General features: G+C 61.1%; 16 protein-coding genes, 1 pseudogene and 1 other annotated feature. Of the genes and pseudogenes, 10 read left to right on the forward strand and 7 right to left on the reverse strand.

Features of this window, described 5'->3' with window-relative positions:
• Nucleotides 1–137: 137 nt before the first annotated feature.
• Nucleotides 138–1,550, forward strand: coding sequence for an NADP-dependent phosphogluconate dehydrogenase (gene gndA, locus ACP148_RS06295; protein WP_425033620.1), 1,413 nt, complete (start codon nucleotides 138–140; stop codon nucleotides 1,548–1,550).
• A gap of 24 nt (nucleotides 1,551–1,574) precedes the next feature.
• Here gndA and ACP148_RS06300 read toward each other — a convergent pair whose 3' ends face one another.
• The 3 genes from ACP148_RS06300 to ACP148_RS06310 all read right to left on the reverse strand — a co-directional run bounded on the left by ACP148_RS06300 (nucleotide 1,575) and on the right by ACP148_RS06310 (nucleotide 4,476).
• The gene (locus ACP148_RS06300; RefSeq protein WP_421951752.1) at nucleotides 1,575–2,942 is read right to left on the reverse strand and encodes a TCR/Tet family MFS transporter; all 1,368 of its coding nucleotides are present in this window, start codon (nucleotides 2,940–2,942) and stop codon (nucleotides 1,575–1,577) included.
• A gap of 91 nt (nucleotides 2,943–3,033) precedes the next feature.
• Entirely contained in the window at nucleotides 3,034–4,224 is a 1,191-nt protein-coding gene (locus tag ACP148_RS06305; protein WP_421951753.1) for an FAD-dependent monooxygenase, read from the reverse strand.
• A 6-nt stretch (nucleotides 4,225–4,230) separates the two neighbouring features.
• Entirely contained in the window at nucleotides 4,231–4,476 is a 246-nt protein-coding gene (locus ACP148_RS06310) for a zinc-finger domain-containing protein (RefSeq protein WP_421951754.1), read from the reverse strand.
• Nucleotides 4,477–4,538: 62 nt separating this feature from the next.
• Between ACP148_RS06310 and ACP148_RS06315 the strand changes: the two genes are divergently transcribed.
• The 4 genes from ACP148_RS06315 (at nucleotide 4,539) to ACP148_RS06330 (ending at nucleotide 8,491) form a co-directional block, all read left to right on the forward strand.
• Nucleotides 4,539–5,381, forward strand: coding sequence for an alpha/beta fold hydrolase (locus ACP148_RS06315; protein WP_425033267.1), 843 nt, complete (start codon nucleotides 4,539–4,541; stop codon nucleotides 5,379–5,381).
• 94 nt (nucleotides 5,382–5,475) lie between these two features.
• Nucleotides 5,476–6,297, forward strand: coding sequence for a serine O-acetyltransferase (cysE, locus tag ACP148_RS06320; RefSeq protein WP_421951756.1), 822 nt, complete (start codon nucleotides 5,476–5,478; stop codon nucleotides 6,295–6,297).
• Nucleotides 6,298–6,534: 237 nt separating this feature from the next.
• The gene (locus ACP148_RS06325; protein ID WP_014130940.1) at nucleotides 6,535–6,753 is read left to right on the forward strand and encodes a DUF3126 family protein; all 219 of its coding nucleotides are present in this window, start codon (nucleotides 6,535–6,537) and stop codon (nucleotides 6,751–6,753) included.
• A gap of 127 nt (nucleotides 6,754–6,880) precedes the next feature.
• A complete protein-coding gene (locus ACP148_RS06330; RefSeq protein ID WP_421951757.1) occupies nucleotides 6,881–8,491 on the forward strand; it encodes a BCCT family transporter in 1,611 nt (536 codons plus the stop codon).
• A 15-nt stretch (nucleotides 8,492–8,506) separates the two neighbouring features.
• On the opposite strand, the gene ACP148_RS06335 is transcribed toward ACP148_RS06330, so the two are convergent.
• A complete protein-coding gene (locus tag ACP148_RS06335; protein WP_421951758.1) occupies nucleotides 8,507–9,193 on the reverse strand; it encodes a hypothetical protein in 687 nt (228 codons plus the stop codon).
• A gap of 103 nt (nucleotides 9,194–9,296) precedes the next feature.
• Between ACP148_RS06335 and ACP148_RS06340 the strand changes: the two genes are divergently transcribed.
• The 3 genes from ACP148_RS06340 to ACP148_RS06350 all read left to right on the forward strand — a co-directional run bounded on the left by ACP148_RS06340 (nucleotide 9,297) and on the right by ACP148_RS06350 (nucleotide 12,275).
• A complete protein-coding gene (locus ACP148_RS06340) occupies nucleotides 9,297–9,623 on the forward strand; it encodes a DUF6949 family protein (protein WP_421951759.1) in 327 nt (108 codons plus the stop codon).
• Between the two features lie 73 nt (nucleotides 9,624–9,696).
• Nucleotides 9,697–9,752 (forward strand) — a sequence feature (sul1 is cis-regulatory element that is thought to sense ions involved in sulfur or methionine metabolism; They are found in Alphaproteobacteria).
• 73 nt (nucleotides 9,753–9,825) lie between these two features.
• Nucleotides 9,826–11,310 (forward strand): SulP family inorganic anion transporter, encoded by a 1,485-nt coding sequence (locus tag ACP148_RS06345; RefSeq protein WP_421951760.1) that lies wholly within the window; start codon nucleotides 9,826–9,828, stop codon nucleotides 11,308–11,310.
• 113 nt (nucleotides 11,311–11,423) lie between these two features.
• Nucleotides 11,424–12,275, forward strand: a complete 852-nt coding sequence (locus tag ACP148_RS06350) for a universal stress protein (protein ID WP_421951761.1) — start codon at nucleotides 11,424–11,426, stop codon at nucleotides 12,273–12,275.
• Between the two features lie 98 nt (nucleotides 12,276–12,373).
• On the opposite strand, the gene ACP148_RS06355 is transcribed toward ACP148_RS06350, so the two are convergent.
• Nucleotides 12,374–13,003 (reverse strand): transglutaminase-like cysteine peptidase, encoded by a 630-nt coding sequence (locus ACP148_RS06355; protein WP_421951762.1) that lies wholly within the window; start codon nucleotides 13,001–13,003, stop codon nucleotides 12,374–12,376.
• Nucleotides 13,004–13,139: 136 nt separating this feature from the next.
• Nucleotides 13,140–13,487, reverse strand: a pseudogene (locus ACP148_RS06360) (cell wall hydrolase); the annotation flags it as partial.
• A 296-nt stretch (nucleotides 13,488–13,783) separates the two neighbouring features.
• Here ACP148_RS06360 and ACP148_RS06365 point away from each other — a divergent pair.
• Both ACP148_RS06365 and ACP148_RS06370 read left to right on the forward strand, forming a co-directional pair.
• Entirely contained in the window at nucleotides 13,784–14,377 is a 594-nt protein-coding gene (locus ACP148_RS06365) for a TetR/AcrR family transcriptional regulator (RefSeq protein ID WP_421951763.1), read from the forward strand.
• 20 nt (nucleotides 14,378–14,397) lie between these two features.
• Entirely contained in the window at nucleotides 14,398–15,222 is an 825-nt protein-coding gene (locus ACP148_RS06370; RefSeq protein ID WP_421951764.1) for a CPBP family intramembrane glutamic endopeptidase, read from the forward strand.
• On the opposite strand, the gene ACP148_RS06375 is transcribed toward ACP148_RS06370, so the two are convergent.
• Nucleotides 15,215–15,847, reverse strand: a complete 633-nt coding sequence (locus tag ACP148_RS06375) for a PilZ domain-containing protein (RefSeq protein ID WP_421951765.1) — start codon at nucleotides 15,845–15,847, stop codon at nucleotides 15,215–15,217. The two genes, ACP148_RS06370 and ACP148_RS06375, sit on opposite strands and share 8 nt — an antisense overlap.
• Between the last annotated feature and the right edge of the window lie 92 nt (nucleotides 15,848–15,939).

Consider the following 15,939-nt stretch of genomic DNA (forward strand, 5'->3'; position numbering starts at 1 on the left):
ATCGGTTGCAGTCGATTGATGCATCGGGGTGACAGCAAGGCCCGACGATGCACGGCGGAGGGACGCCACAACTTGCCCCGGCCCGCGTCGAGGGCTAGAGACAAGGACTATAGAACTAAAGTTGAGAGGCTTTGTGCATTGAAGAGGCAGATATCGGCCTGGTCGGGCTCGGGGTGATGGGCGAAAATCTTGCCCTCAACATTGCCGACAATGGCTACAAGGTTGCCGTTTACAATCGCACCGCGGACAAGGTTGATGCATTTCTGGCCAATGCCGGAGATCTCAAAGCCAACGTCATGGGCAGCGGCGAGCTGGCGACGTTCATTTCCATGCTCAAGCGGCCGCGTTCGGTCATCATCATGGTTAAGGCCGGCGATCCGGTCGATCAGGTGATCGCCGAGCTCAAACCGTTGCTGTCCGAGGGCGACGTCATCATCGATGCCGGCAACGCCAATTACCGCGATACCGTGCGCCGCTTTTCCGAACTCGACGGCACGGGCATCGGCTTTCTGGGCATCGGTGTGTCGGGTGGCGAAGAGGGCGCGCGCCATGGCCCCTCGATCATGGTTGGCGGTTCGGAAGCCCAGTGGAAAAACGCCGAGGCGGTGCTGACCGCCATTTCCGCTAAATTCAATGGAGAGGCGTGTTGTGCCTATCTGGGCACCGGGGGCGCCGGGCATTTCGTAAAGACCATTCACAACGGCATTGAATATGCCGACATGCAGATGATCGCCGAGATTTACGGAGTCATGCGCGATGGGCTCGGCATGAGCCCGAGCGAGTGCGCCAAGGTGTTCGAGGAATGGAACAAGGGGCCGCTCGACAGCTATCTGATCGAGATCACCGGACATGTGCTCAGCGCTAACGACGAGGGCACCGGCAAGCCGCTGGTCGAGGTCATTGTCGATGCCGCGGGCCAGAAGGGCACCGGTCGCTGGTCGGCAATCGAAGCGCTCAATCTGGGCGTCTCTGCCACCACCATCGAAGGCGCTGTCGCCGCCCGGTCGATTTCGGCCATGAAGGACGAACGCGTGCGGGGCGAGGAGATCTACGGCGCGGGCGTCAAGGGTAACGCGACGATTTCGCTCGAAGCTCTGGAAAAGGCTTTGCTGGCCGGCAAGATCGCTGCCTACGCACAGGGCTTTGCCGTCATGGCCAAGGCATCCGAGGAGAATGGCTGGAACCTTCCGCTGGCGACCATCGCCAAGATATGGCGGGCCGGCTGCATCATCCGGTCGCGCTTTCTCGACCAGATTTCCCAGGCCTTCGATAGCGGCGGGGCGGCCAATCTTCTGACCCAGCCGGCGTTTGTCGACATGATGAAGGACAGCAATGGCGCGTTGCGTGCGGTGGTCGCGACCTGCGCGATCAACGAATTACCGGCGCCATGCCTTTCGTCGGCCCTTGCCTATTTCGATGCCTATCGGCAGGCGCGGGGAACGACCAATCTCACCCAGGGTCAGCGCGATTTCTTCGGCGCCCACGGGTTCAAGCGCTTGGACAAGGATGGTGACTTCCACCACACTTGGCCGAGCCTGATCGGTCAATAACGAGAAGGCCGGGGAAACCCGGCCCTATTCGCTTGCCTGTCGGGCCACGGCCTCCGGCTCTCCATTGCCGTTTTCATCCTCGGGCAATTCGGTTTCCGGCGGATTGACCGCCTGGCCACTCGGCTGGGTGTAGCGCGGCTTTTCGCGTGCTTCATCATAGGGCCGGTGCGAAAGATCGTACCTGATGGCGGCGAAAATGAAGAGCACCATGGCGCAGGCAATGATAATCCCGGCTGCAAAGAACGGCGCACCAGGGAAGGTGATCGGGCGCAGGTCGTTGGTGGTGAAAAAGGAAAACATCTGCGTGGCGGCAAGCGGGGCGATGATGGCGGTCAGCGAGTTCGAGGCGTTGACCGCACCCTGAAGTTCGCCCTGCTGGTTGGCGCGGGCGTTGTTGGCCAGAAGCCCGGTAAGGGCAGGGGCCGCGATGCCGGAAAAGGCGCCGACCACGAGGAACGTCCAAAGGCCCAGCTCGGTGTGGATCAGCGAAACGCCGATAAAGGCAATCATCGCCAGCGTGAGCCCGATGATGACAGTGGCGGTGACACCGAGATAGCGCGTGGAAAATCCGACCAGAAGCGCCTGGCTCAGCGCGAACAGGATGCCGAATATGGCCAGCGACCGGCCAACCTGCGACGGACCCCAGTTGAACTGCTCGATTGTGAAGAAGTTCCAGACGTTGGGATAGGTTTGTCCGGCCAGCGAAAACAGGAACACGCAGCCGAGCAGAACGAAGATCACCGGCGTATGCCGGAACGCCCAGAGCGCGCCGAAGGGGTTGGCGCGTTTCCAGTTGAACCGCCGGCGGCGGAATTTCGACAGGCTCTCGGGCAAAACGAAAAAGCCGAACACCACATTGGCGGCGGCCAGTGCCGAGGCAAGGTAGAAGGGCGCGCGGGGCCCGAATTCACCCAGTTCGCCGCCGATCACCGGTCCGACGATGAAGCCCAGCCCGAAAGCGGCGCCGATCAGCCCGAACCGCTGGGAGCGCTTTTCCTTGGGCGTGATGTCAGCCACATAAGCCGTTGCCGTCCCCATCGCCGCCCCGCAGATGCCCGAAAGCACGCGGCCCACGAACAGCCAGATGAGCGTGGGCGCCCAGGCCATGATGAGATAGTCCAGTGAAAGCCCGACCAGCGAGAGCAGCAGGATCGGCCGTCGGCCCCATCTGTCGGAAAGATTGCCCAGAATGGGCGAGAAGATGAACTGCATCGAGGCATAAACGAAGATCAGGTAGCCACCGATCTTTGCCGCGTCAGTTATCGTATCGTGCGAAAGCTCTACGATCAGCCCCGGAAGCACAGGCAGTATGATGCCCAGGCCCACGATGTCGAGAAACACCGTGAGCAGGATGAAAACGAGCGTCAGCTTCGATTCGGGATTAACGCGCATGGAATTGTACGGCGGCCTGTGGTCTGGGGATCAGTTGGCATATCGGCGAAGGGAAAGGCAAGAACCAACCGGCCGGTTCCGGCGCCGCCGATCAACTCTTTCCCGTTTGAATGGCATCATAACCATAAAGCCAGCCCAGACGCTTGAAGTGTCCTTCGGGGCCCTCGCTGCGGATGACAAGGTTGCGGGCCAGCGAGAGGGGAAAGCCCATATGAAAGATCTTTCCGTTGCTCGCCGAAACCTCCTGCACACGGTTGACCCGCTCCTGACGCAGGGCGGCAAAGCGCGAAAATGCGTGTTCTGCGCTCGGTGAGGCGGCGAGCAGGGGCGCCAGAACCGCCGCATCCTCAATTCCCATCGCTGCGCCCTGCGCCTGAAACGGCAGCATGGCGTGGGCGGCGTCGCCGATCAGCCCGATCGCGCCCTTGTGCCAGATCGGCGTTTTCACGCTCGAGAGCACCCAGGGTGTCCAGCCCTCGCCCACTGATTCCAGAATGCGGGCCAAGCGGCTGTCTTTGCGCGGGGTTATGCGCGGCGCGCGGTGGTCGAGGATGGAAAGATCGCGTTCCTTTTCCTGCGTGAACAGGGCCAGATTGACCGCGTTGCGGTGTGGCAGGGGATAGACCACGAGATGAAAATCGGGATTGAGCAGCAGGCTGGTTCGATTGAGATCGAGGACATCGGAAAGCGCTTCAGGCGCGACCAGCGCGCGCCAGGCGACCTTTCCGGTGTATCGGGCCTCCGGGCCATCGAGATAGCGGGTCCGGGTAACCGAGCGAACGCCGTCGGCGCCGACAAGCGCGAAGGGCTTTGCCTTGCGTTTTTTCCCGTCCGGGTCCTCTGCACTCACCGTCAGGGTGTTGCCCGAGATTTCGAGGGTAAAATCGGAGACGGAAAAGACGACATCGATGTTGGCGAAACGTCTGGCAGCGCTGTGGAGCACTTCGAGCAGATCGGCGCGATGCATCACGGCATAGGGCGCGCCGAAGCGGGTTTGGATGGCTTTGCCCAGCGCAAGGGTCTGGAGCGGTTTTTCCCTTGCGTCGGGAAAGATATCGATACCCTCGGGTGCAAAACTTTTCGCGGCTATCGCTTCGGAAAGCCCCAGGCCGTCGAGCACTTTGCGGGCGTTTGCACTGATCTGAAGTCCGGCACCGAACTCGGAAACCGACTCATTGCGCTCGAGCACCACCACATGCAGGCCGAATTTGGCCAGTGCCAGCGCCAGGGTCAGTCCGGCAATACCGGCGCCGGCGATATAGATCGTGCGAGGAGCGCCCATAGGGCTCTAGGCGTGTTCGACCTCGAACACCGCGCTGGGCGGATTGGCCGCGCCGTGGGACAGGGCCGGGCTGAAGACGTAGAGAGTCGAGCAATAGGGGCAAACGATCTCGGTGTCGTGACCCATGTCGAGGAACACATGAGGATGGTCGAAGGGCGGCCTGGCGCCGACGCACTGGAATTCCTTTGCACCGATCTCGATGCGGGCAAGGCCCTCGGTGTTGTGAAAATGTGGGGTTCCGCGCTGTGCCATGAGAGCGACCATCCGGCTGGGCTTGGTTGAAGTCGGGCGGACCATACCGATTTGGACGTGCCATGGCCAGAGGCATGTTGGCGCTGTTGGCGGGCTTTGCGCGGCTTGCTAAAGGTGAGAAAATCGACGAGTCGAAAGAATCCCTTATGCCGGTTTTCCAATCCGAAGGTTTCGCTCTTGCCTACCAGGTTCATGGCGAGGGGCGGCCGATCGTTGCCGTCCACGGCTTTGCCTCGAACGGCAATGTCAACTGGGTGGCCACCGGTTGGGTCGACGCACTCACCAAGGCGGGTTACCAGGTCATAGCGCTCGACAATCGCGGTCACGGCGCTTCGGAAAAGATCTACGATCCTTCTGTCTATGGCGCCCCGGACATGGCGCGGGACGTGGCCAATCTCATCGACCATCTGGGGTTCGAGAAAGCCGCACTGATGGGGTATTCAATGGGCGCGCGGATCAGCGCGTTCGTGTGCATCCAGAACCCCGAAAAGGTCGCCTGCGCCATCTTTGGCGGGCTGGGCGGCAATATGGTGCGGCCCATGCTCGACAGCGACGAGATCATCGCCGGGCTCAACGCGCCAACCCTTGCCGAGGTGACCCACAAGACCGGGCGGCAATTCCGCATTTTCGCCGAACACACAAAAAGCGATCTCAAGGCGCTTTCAGCCTGCATGGCGGGTTCGCGCACAAGGATGGCCGAGGAGCAGGTTCGGCAGATCGGTGTGCCGGTTCTCGTCGCGGTGGGCAGCGAGGACGAGGTGGGCGGCGATCCCGGGGCATTGGCAAGCCTTATGCCGCACGGCGAGGCGCTGACCATTGAGCGCCGCGACCACATGCGGGCAACCGGAGACCCGCAATTCAAGCGCGGCGCGCTGGAATTTCTGGGACGGGTTTATCCGGCATAAGGCAAAAGTGAACCAATTTGCTTTGCAACCCTTTGTTTGAGACAATGGGTTCGCCTATATGTGGCATCCAGAAAACGAGTGTGCGGAGTACGCCATGTCCTCGAGCGTCAAGAAGCCCGGCAATATCAAGGCCGTCGATCCCATCTGGGATGCGATGACGGTCGAGGCCGAGCGTATATGCGCGGACGAGCCTTTTCTCACGCAAATGGCGATATCGAGCGTTCTCAACCACACGAGCTTTGAATCGGCGCTGGCCCACCGGCTCGCCGCCCGGCTCGATCATTCCGATGTCCCGGCCGATCTCATCCGGCAGGCGTTCGATGAAATGCTCGACAGCCACCCCGAGATCACCGCTTCGGCGCGCGCCGATCTGGCCGCGACGCTGGAACGTGACCCGGCCTGCCACCGGATCGTCGAGCCCTTCCTGTTCTTCAAAGGCTTTCAGGCCATCCAGACACACCGTTTCGCTCATGCGCTCTGGAATACCGGGCGGCGCGATTTCGCGCTTTATCTGCAGAGCCGGTCCAGCCAGGTGTTCCAGACCGACATCAGCCCCGCCGCCCGGATCGGCAAGGGCATCATGCTCGATCACGCAACCGGGTTCGTCGTTGGTGAGACAGCGGTGATCGGCGACCACGTCTCGATCCTGCACGCGGTGACGCTCGGCGGCACGGGCAGGGCCGATCAGGATCGCCATCCCAAGATTGGCAACGGCGTTCTGATCGGGGCAGGGGCCAAGATCCTGGGCAATATCAAGGTGGGTGACTGCTCGCGCGTTGCCGCCGGCTCGGTGGTGCTCAAGGAAGTGCCGCCGCGGACCACCGTTGCCGGCGTGCCGGCCAAGGTGGTGGGCGAAGCCGGCTGCAACCAGCCGGCGACCGTCATGGACCAGATCGTAATGGTGTCGCGCGACTAGAGCGCTTCCAGGATTAAGTGGGTGCCGCTTATCCGGTTCGGAAGCGCGGCAAGACAAACCTGGGAGCAATCGAGGCGATTGCTCCGACAGCGTGCGCATCGGGGAAAAATCATCCCCGTTCTTGCGTTTAAGACTGTGATGGATAAAGTCGCGCCGACCTCGAAATGATTGCAATCGATAGCGTTCCCGGCGGCGGACACTTGTTCGCCGAGCGATAGCGCGCAATGGAGACTTTTTGTGAAGCACGAAGAAATCATCAAGCTGCAGAAATATCTGCAACACAAGTTCGGCAACCGCTCCATCGATGTTCGCCCCCGCCCCAAGCAGGACGACTCGGTCGAGTTGTATCTGGGCGATGAGTTCATCGGGCTGATCTATCTCGACGAGGACGAGGGCGAGCGCTCCTATATGGTGCAGATTTCCATTCTCGACATCGACCTCGACGAAGTCAGCTAATCGGCTGAAAATAAATACCGAATTTTGAGAAAGGCTTCCCGATCGGGGAGCCTTTTTGCATTTTGCCCATTAGCCGTGCATGCTTTCCCGATGGGGGATTTGTTGTGGCTAAGAGAGGGAGGCTCCCATGGAAGCCTGGGCCGAACGGTTGGGTTTGAGGACAGACCCGGCAATCTTTTTCGTTTCGGCGGGACTCACCGTCGTGTTCGTTCTGCTGCTCGTTGTCGTTCCCGAGCCGATCGGCAATTTCTTTGAGGTGACGCGGGCCTGGATCGTCACCAATCTGGGCTGGTTCTTCATTTTCGGTGTCAATGCGTGGCTGGGCTTTCTGGTCTGGGCCGCCGTCAGCCGTCACGGTCACATCAAGCTCGGCCCGCGCGACAGCACGCCCGACTATTCCAATCTTTCATGGTTCACCATGCTGTTTGCGGGCGGCATCGGCACGGTCTTGATGTTCTGGGGTGTGGCTGAACCGATCAGCCATTTTTCCAACCCGCCACTCGCGGGCGTCGAGCCGTTCAGCGAACAGGCGGCCAAGGACGCCATCTCGATCTCGGTCTATCATCTGGGCCTGCACACCTGGACGATCTTTACGCTGCCCGGGCTGGCATTCGGCTATTTCATCAACCGCTATGATCTTCCGGTGCGGGTCAGCTCGGTGTTTTATCCGCTGCTCAAGGATGGCATTCACGGCCCGATCGGCAAGGCCATCGATATCGCCTCGATCCTGGGCACCCTGTTCGGCGTGGCTGTGTCCCTGGGCCTTGGAGCTTCGCAGATTTCGGCGGGCATCGCCGCGCTGACGGGCCTTGCGGACGATGTTCCCTTGACGGTGGCGATACTCTCTGTCCTCACGGCAGTGGCGGTCGTTTCGATTGTTGCCGGTCTCGACAAGGGCGTGAAGTTTCTCTCCAACCTCAATATCGGCATGGCGGTGGGCCTGATGGTCTTCGTCCTGGTGACCGGTTCGACGCTGTTCCTGCTGCGGGCTATCGTTGAGACGTTCGGCCTCTACTTCTACAATCTGCCAAAGCTGGCGTTCTGGAACGACATGCTGGCCAATATCAATCCCACCAACGATGCGTGGGGCTGGCAAGGAGACTGGACGGTCTTTTACTGGGCCTGGACGGTGACCTGGTCACCATTCATCGGCCTGTTCGTGGCGCGAATCTCGCGCGGGCGCACAATCCGCGAGTTCGTGTTCGGGGTGCTCCTGGCACCGTCGCTGTTCACGCTCATCTGGTTTGCGATCTTTGGCTGGCAGGCCATGGAAATCGACGGGATCGGGCTGGCGCTTCGCGAGCAGATGGGGCCCGCCGCGGGCGAATTGAGCCGGGCCGTCGCCGATTCGGTTCCGCTGGCGATGTTTGCCTTCTTCGAGCATTTCCCGCTCGTCACGCTGGTTCAGGGCATTGCCATCGTCGTCGTCGCGATCTTTTTCGCGACCTCCTCGGACTCCGCCTCGCTCGTCGTCGACATGCTTTGCACCGGTGAGGCCGATCCCGGTCCGGTGCGCCAGCGCGTGTTCTGGGGCGTGGCGGAAGGGATGGTGGCCGTGATGCTCATCATCCTGGCCGGCGATCTGGGCCTGACGGCGCTGCAGCAGGTGATTACGGTGGTCGGGCTGCCGATCTTCTGCCTGGTGTTCATGATGATCCCCTCGATCATCATGGGCTTTCAGATTGAAGATATCGACCACGTCACTGTGGGCCGACGGCCAAAGCTCCACCAGTTCTAGGCCGTTGCCGCCGGATTATTTTCGGAGAGGCGACAGCGCCTCTTCAATACGGGCGTCAAAACCGCGCCAATTGTCCAGTGCGGCGGGATTGAAGGTGACGATTGCGGTGTTGCGATCGGAAAGGGTCAAAACGCGCAGGCAGGTTCTGTCGCCGAGCGTCATGGCGAGCGGTGTCATGCATTTGGCAACGAAAGGGTTGGCGGTCAGTGGGTCGTACCACACCGTCTCGCCCGTGGTTCCGACATCGAGTTCGAGCGGTTTGCCGACAAGGCCGGGAACGCCCGATAGCTGGGTGGGGGCGAACTGGTGCAGATACACGCTGTCGAGCAGGGCGGCACTGGTGCGTGTTCGCCCGCGCGGCATAATGGTGATCGCGACTTCGCTCAGTGTCCCGTTTTCGCCCACAGGCAGGGCTAGCGTCAGATCCATCCGTTCGGCGAATCCGTCGCGGCGCTGAATCGGATCTGCCAGCAGCGCGGCGGGAACCGCGTAGCGCTGGGCTCCTATGGTGATGATATGGCTGGCCGAGAGTTCGGCGGGCGGCGCGTGATTGGCCGTCGAATCGAGCCAGCCCCGTACGCCATAGGCGGCACCAAGCGCGCCGATGGCCACGATCAGCCCGGCGGCAACCACCGTATAGAGCGCCGTGCCCGCCGTACGGGCAGGGGGAGCGTTTTGGCGGGTGTCTGACGGGCTGTTCACATTAACCATAGATGCGCGTGAGCGATGACAACGAGTTTGGCGGCACTTATGCTTAATAAATCGTAAATCCGGCCGTCTGCGCAGCTCGGCGTTGGAGGAAAGCGTGACGCATCTGATCTTGGCGCTGTTTCTGATCGCCATCGGCATGAGCGTGGCCGGCACCGGCACGCATCTCTACCAGCAGATTGCCCGCAAGGTGGCCGAGTTCCGTGTCGAGGGCGCAAACGCCATCGAGAGTCTCGTCAATCTGTTCGTGATGTTCATTTGCGGGCCCTACATGGTGTTGCGCCTCGGCTTGCGGGCCGATGCGAGCGGGAAGGCTTCCACCGTCAATGTGTTTCTGGCCGCGATCATTGCGTTTGGCTGGAGTTTTGTGACGGGGATGATGGTGTTGGGCACCTACATCTCGGTTCTAAAGGCCGCCGCCTGAGGCCATGCGCCTGTTGCATGGCAGCCATGCCTTGCGCTGGGGCGTCGTTTCCGGTCAAACGGTCCCTACGAACCCTGGACCCGGTGAAACTCCGGGTGGCTCTTCCGGCCGCCGATCCGCCGGACAACTAAATCAAGTTTCCAGCACTTCTGGACCGGAGCTCTCGCTCCGCTGGTTTGGTTCTCAACAACTCGGAAAATAAATGACCTCATTGACCGCCTATCGCGCGCAGTGGCTTGGCAATGTGCGCGGCGATCTTCTGGCTGGCCTCGTCGTTGCGCTCGCGCTCATTCCCGAAGCCATCGCGTTTTCAATCATCGCCGGGGTCGATCCCAAGATCGGCCTTTATGCCTCCTTCTCCATCGCGGTCATCACCGCGATTGCCGGAGGGCGTCCGGGGATGATCTCGGCGGCCACGGCGGCCACCGCGGTTCTCATGGTCACGCTGGTCCGCGATTACGGGCTGCAATATCTACTGGCCGCCACCGTGCTGGCCGGGCTTTTGCAAATCGGCATGGGCATGCTCAAGCTGGGCAATCTCATGCGGTTCGTCTCGCGCTCGGTGATGACGGGGTTCGTCAACGCGCTTGCGATCCTGATCTTCATGGCGCAATTGCCCGAGCTGATCGGCGTGCCGGGGCTCACCTACGTCATGGTGGCTGCGGGCCTTGCCATCATCTATCTGTTCCCGCGCCTGACGCGGGCCGTGCCCTCGCCTCTGGTCTGCATCATTGTTCTTACAATTGTCAGCCTATCGTTCGGGCTGGACGTGCGCACTGTCGGCGATATGGGCGAGTTGCCTTCGACGCTGCCTGTGTTTCTGATTCCGGATATTCCGCTAAACCTCGATACGCTCATGATAATCCTGCCCTATTCGGCAGCGGTTGCCGTGGTGGGGCTTCTCGAATCGCTGATGACCGCGCAGATCGTCGATGAGCTGGCCGACACGCCCTCGGACAAGAACCAGGAGTGCATAGGGCAAGGCATGGCAAATACCGTAACCGGCTTTATGGGCGGCATGGCGGGTTGTGCGATGATCGGTCAGTCGGTCATCAACGTGAAATCGGGCGGGCGAGGACGCCTTTCATGCTTTGCGGCGGGCGTTCTGTTGCTGTTCATGATCGTGGTGCTGGGCGATCTGGTGGCGCGCATTCCCATGCCCGCGCTGGTCGCTATCATGATCATGGTTTCGATCGGAACCTTCTCGTGGTCCTCGGTCCTTAACCTTCGCACCCATCCGCGTTCGTCGTCCATCGTGATGCTGGCGACGGTCGCAAGCGTTGTCTACACTCACAACCTCGCCATCGGCGTTCTCGTGGGCGTGCTGCTGTCGGGCATTTTCTTTGCCTGGAAGATCGCCCAACTCTTTCACGTCGCTTCGGAAATTTCCGAGGATGGCCGTCATCGGACCTATAAGGTCCGGGGGCAATTGTTCTTTGCGTCGACCGACGATTTCATGGCAGCCTTCAATTTCAAGGAAGTTCTGGAAACCGTCACCATCGACGTCAGCCGGGCCCATATCTGGGATATTTCGAGCGTTGCCGCGCTCGACATGGCGGTGCTCAAGTTCCGTCGTGAGGGTGCGACGGTCGAAATCGTCGGTTTGAACGAAGCGAGCGAAACGATCGTCGATCAATTGGCCGAGCACAACAAGCCAGGCGCCGCCGACAAGCTCATGGCGCATTAGAGCGTGGCCAGCAAAAGTGGAAACGGTTTTGCGGTTCGGACACGCGACAATACAAAGGTTAAGAGCCGAGGATTTGATTCAATCAAATCCTGAACGGCTCTAGGGAGGCTGTAATGGGAAGCAAACTCGTCGCGCTGGTCGATGGCTCGATCTATTCCAGAAGCGTTTGTGAAAATGCGGCCTGGCTGGCAAAGCGCGCCGGCAAGGCCGTGGAGGTACTGCATGTGCTTGGCCGCCGGGACGTGCCGGTCACCGATCTGAGCGGATCGATCGCGCTTGGCGCGCGCTCGGCGCTGCTGGCCGATCTGGCCGAACTCGACGAACGCCGCGCCAGGCTGTCGCAACAGAAAGGCAGGGCGATCCTGGAGGACGCGCAGGCCATCCTGAAAGAGGGGGGCGCACCGGCGGTTACGACTCGGCTGATGAATGGCGATATCGTCGAGACGCTCGGCGAGCTGGAAACGGATGCCGAATTGCTGGTCATTGGCAAGCGGGGCGAAGGTGCGGATTTCGCCAAAATGCATCTGGGATCAAATCTGGAGCGTGTCTCGCGGTCGTCCAAACGTCCCGTGTTCGTTGCGGCACGGAACTTTGCCGATATCAACTCAGTGCTCGTTGCCTTCGATGGTGGGCCAAGCGTCATGAAGGCCCTGGACTATATCGCCACCAGCCCGATCTTTTCGGGTTTGACGGTCCGGCTGCTCACCGTCGGCAATGAGAGCGGGGAGGCCCGAGCCAAACTCGAAAGCGCCAAAGCCAGGCTCATCGCTGCCGGTCTTGAGGTGACAGCCGACATTCAGGCTGGACATCCCGAAACGGTCATCGCCCAGGTGGTGGAACAGGGCGGCATCGATCTCTTGGTCATGGGAGCCTATGGCCATTCGCGCATAAGGGCCCTTTTTATCGGCTCGACCACCTCGGAAATGATCCGTTCGTGCAAGATCCCGGTTCTGCTGTTCAGGTAGGGCCGCCAAGAAAAATGCCGGCATTCGGGGTGGAATGCCGGCTCAGTAAACACTCCTGTCGGGGAGTGAGGACGGTGCCCCGGTGACGGGGAAAATCTTTAGTATCCCGCAGTCGCCGTCACGAGTTCGTCACGGCCGTCAAGAATGTCGACCCAAAGACCGGAATGGGCCTGCGACTGGCGCTTGAGGTAGGTGTAGGGTGTGTCGGTCCAGAGCTTGATGAGCCCTTCCAGGTTGTCGAGCACAAGATCGCCGCGGTCGGTGCGCACCATCAGCACGGCATGGCCCTCGCCGTTGGGTTGCTTGACCACCGAGATCAGCAGGTTGGCGGGGTTCCAGCCGCCCTCGATCAGCGCGGCGCGCTTGGCAAGGACGAAATCCTCACAGTCGCCATAGCCCGATGTGGGATAGGTCCAGAATTCCTCGGTGCCGTAGAGGTCGCTGTCGCTCACGGCGGTGATTGTGGTGTTGTAGTGGTTGTTGATGTCCTGAAGCTGGCGCCACAGATCGTCGTTGAGCGCGGTTGGCGCCGCCGCAGCCATGGGCTGACACTCATAGGGGCGCTTCTGGCAGAACTCCATGTGGCCGACCGGAATGGATGTCGTGCCGGCCGAAACCTCGGCATAGGCAAGTTCAAGACGGCCGTTCTGGGCCAGCGCCGGTGCGGCGGCCCCGGCGAAGGCGATGAGGGCGACAAAGCCCGAAATAAGGATCGACTTGTTTTTCATTATCGTGATCTCCCCGACGGAGACCACGATAGGGGGCGGCAATTGCCCCGATAGAAAAATTGCCGCGCAGTTTTTAAGCGTGTTTTATCGGGTTATTTTACAAGCCGTTAGGCATAATTTTTCCGATGGCGATTCAGCGCCGCGCGTAAAAGGCGTTGCCGCCCGCCACCAGCACATAATGCATGTTGCGATAGGGAAAGCTCAGGCCCGCCGTGTGGAAATACATCGCGTCCTGCACGCCGGGATGGCGCTCGCCGCGCAGCACGCGGGTTGCCATCTGGGCGGCAAGGTTGAGGCTGCGCTGCTCGGTCATCTGGCGCGAGAGTACGCCGTCCGCGAACTGGTTCTTCTGGCCGACGACGCCGCAGACGTCGCTGGGGAACTGGTGGGAGTTGACGCGGTTCATCACAACCGTGCCCACGGCCAGCATGCCATCGGGGCTCGAGCGGTTGGATTCGAAATACATGACGCGGGTCATGCATTCATGCGGCGTTTTCGATCCAAACAATCCGAACAGCGAAACGCAGCCGGAGAGGGAGGTGAGGGCGGCAAGGCTCACGGCAATCGCCGCGACCTTTTTTACGATACGCATGACTTGTGACCATCCAGAATACGCGGGTGGTTGCGCTTTCCGACCCCGCCCCCCAGCGACCGGTCCTGCGCATGTGAGGGCACTTTAGGGCAAGCGGGTTAAGGATCGGTTCACTACGAAAATTTGCGGCTTGATAATCAGTCCGATCGGTCTAAAATTCGACCAATCGGACTGGAATCGGATTCCGCATGGCAAGTTTTATCGAAGAGGCGCGCAAAAAGCAGATCATCGAGGCAGCCATTCTTGTGCTGGCCAACGAAGGATACGCGCGGGCCTCGCTGTCGCGGATCGCAGCGCGGGCGGGAATTTCCAAGAGCGTCATTACCTATCATTTCGCCGGCAAGGACGAGATGTTCGAGGCGGTGTTCACCCATGTCGCGGACGCGGCGGGCGCGTACATGACGCCGTTTCTCGAGCAGGCGGGCGATCCGGCCGAACAGATCGCCGCCTATATCCGGCACCAGATCGCCTATATGGGCGATCATCGCGATGAATTGCTGGCCATCGGCACTTTGGCGCTGAACCATGGCGGCGCATCGGGCACACCCAATTACATCGCGCGCTCGGCGGAGGAGGAGCACGCGATATTGACCTCGCTTGTCGCGGCTGGACAGAGGACAGGGCAGATCCGCGGCGACCTCGATGCACAATTCATCGCGGGCCTGATCTCCAAGACTGTCGAAGGCGGGCTCAGCGAATGGGCGTGGCGCCCCGAAACCGACCTTTCGGCCTATGCCGACCAGCTGATCGACCTTCTCGAGCGCGGCATGCGCAAGACCTGAGATCACAAAGGGAGACTGAAATGGAAAAGATCGCATCGCCTTATCTGCGGGTCGGTATCGTCTGGCTGGCCATGGTGGCTATCTGGCTGCTGCTGGGAACGCTGCGGGACCTGATCTGGGGCACCGGGCATGACGGCTACAGTTTCGGCGGGCATGTGGCGAGCGCGATTCTCGCGACGGTTCTCGCGGTACCGGTGATCGTTGTTGCAAGGCGCGTTCTGGATGGCGGATCGGTCGCCGGCCTCGGGCTGCAACTGTCCCTGGCCGCCATTCCGGCCTTCCTGATCGGTGCGTTGGCCTTCCTGGTGCCCTCGGCGCTGGGATTCGCCATCGTCCTGGGATTGGGCTGGGCGGAGGCGACCCCGCTCGCGCCGATCGGTGAGATCGTGCTGTTTATTCCGGTGCTGGCGGTTCTGGTCTTTCTCTATGAGGCGCTGCCCGAAGAGCTGGCGTTTCGCGGCTACATCCAGGTCAATCTCGAAGCCCGGCTGGGCTATTGGGGTGCGATTGTCGCGCAGGCCGTGCTGTTCGCGCTCTGGGGCGCGGCGCTGTGGACGATCGCGGCGGGAGCTATCGCGGTCGACCGCTTCGTCATGTTCTTTTTCATTGCCCTTGTCCTGGGTATGGTGCGCGGGACCACAGGGTCGGTGTGGGCATCGATCGGCCTGCACGTGGCGTTCCAGACAGTTGCGCAGCTCATGCTCAACACCGAGCGGGGGCATTTTGGCCTGGAGGGGGCCGATATGGTGCAGTTGGTGGCGCTGGGCGTCGTGCCGTTCTCGCTGGCCGTGCTGGTGGTCGAGGTCCTCAAGGCCCGCGACAGGACGGCAGCCGAGGTCAGTTGATCCGCAGGTTCTGCTGCACCACCGTGAGCATTTCCTGCACCGAGGCGAACTCCACCGCGATGCCGTCGGAGAAATGCCGCACCACGCGGGCGCGCATGCGGCCCAGTGAAATCGGCGTGCCAAGCGCTGGCCGGACCTCGATCTCCACCGCTGCACCCGAGAGCGAGATGTCGGTGATCTTGCAATTGTAGCGCCGTCCGTCCTCGAGAACGATCGAGGAGTGGCGGATGTCGGGGACTACGCGCTCGTGGCGCCGGTCTTCGGGCAGGTTCAGGATGTCCTTGTTGGCCAGCCAGGTCAGTTGGGCAGCCATCTTGTCGCGTCGCCTGGCGGAGGCCACGATATCCATGTGAAAACCGCCATCGATCAGCGCGAAGATCGTGCCCTCGACGCGACCGAGATGATCGAGATAGATAATGACTTTCTCGCCGACCCTGCCGGAAACCGGAGCAATGACCATTGCGTCGCCAGGCGACATTTCGATCACCTGGCAGGGAAATTCACGGCGGTCGGCCAGCATGTACCGGCCGAGCACGGAGACCTGGACACGCTGGAAGCGGTCGGGGTCTTCACGCGGGAGGACATCAGCCAGCGTCGTCCGAAGCGTTGTGTCTTCGCTGAACATGTTGCGCGCCGCCCTGTTGTCTGCCGGTTTTCATGGCAACAATATCCGCAATAGCGTTAACGGACGGTAAGGAGTAGGGCGGCTGGGTCGAT

Origin of the sequence: Pelagibacterium sp. (genome assembly GCF_965249125.1) — a bacterium.
In the GTDB taxonomy this organism is placed as follows: Bacteria; Pseudomonadota; Alphaproteobacteria; order Rhizobiales; family Devosiaceae; genus Pelagibacterium.

What these genes read in the sequence shown, in the direction of transcription:
- ACP148_RS06300 (WP_421951752.1), bottom strand. Translation starts at nt 2,942, where the DNA reads ATGCGCGTTAATCCCGAATCGAAGCTGACGCTCGTTTTCATCCTGCTC.
- ACP148_RS06305 (WP_421951753.1), bottom strand. Translation starts at nt 4,224, where the DNA reads ATGGGCGCTCCTCGCACGATCTATATCGCCGGCGCCGGTATTGCCGGA.
- ACP148_RS06310 (WP_421951754.1), bottom strand. Translation starts at nt 4,476, where the DNA reads ATGGCACAGCGCGGAACCCCACATTTTCACAACACCGAGGGCCTTGCC.
- ACP148_RS06315 (WP_425033267.1), top strand. Translation starts at nt 4,539, where the DNA reads ATGGCCAGAGGCATGTTGGCGCTGTTGGCGGGCTTTGCGCGGCTTGCT.
- cysE (WP_421951756.1), top strand. Translation starts at nt 5,476, where the DNA reads ATGTCCTCGAGCGTCAAGAAGCCCGGCAATATCAAGGCCGTCGATCCC.
- ACP148_RS06330 (WP_421951757.1), top strand. Translation starts at nt 6,881, where the DNA reads ATGGAAGCCTGGGCCGAACGGTTGGGTTTGAGGACAGACCCGGCAATC.
- ACP148_RS06345 (WP_421951760.1), top strand. Translation starts at nt 9,826, where the DNA reads ATGACCTCATTGACCGCCTATCGCGCGCAGTGGCTTGGCAATGTGCGC.
- ACP148_RS06350 (WP_421951761.1), top strand. Translation starts at nt 11,424, where the DNA reads ATGGGAAGCAAACTCGTCGCGCTGGTCGATGGCTCGATCTATTCCAGA.
- ACP148_RS06355 (WP_421951762.1), bottom strand. Translation starts at nt 13,003, where the DNA reads ATGAAAAACAAGTCGATCCTTATTTCGGGCTTTGTCGCCCTCATCGCC.
- ACP148_RS06365 (WP_421951763.1), top strand. Translation starts at nt 13,784, where the DNA reads ATGGCAAGTTTTATCGAAGAGGCGCGCAAAAAGCAGATCATCGAGGCA.
- ACP148_RS06370 (WP_421951764.1), top strand. Translation starts at nt 14,398, where the DNA reads ATGGAAAAGATCGCATCGCCTTATCTGCGGGTCGGTATCGTCTGGCTG.
- ACP148_RS06375 (WP_421951765.1), bottom strand. Translation starts at nt 15,847, where the DNA reads ATGTTCAGCGAAGACACAACGCTTCGGACGACGCTGGCTGATGTCCTC.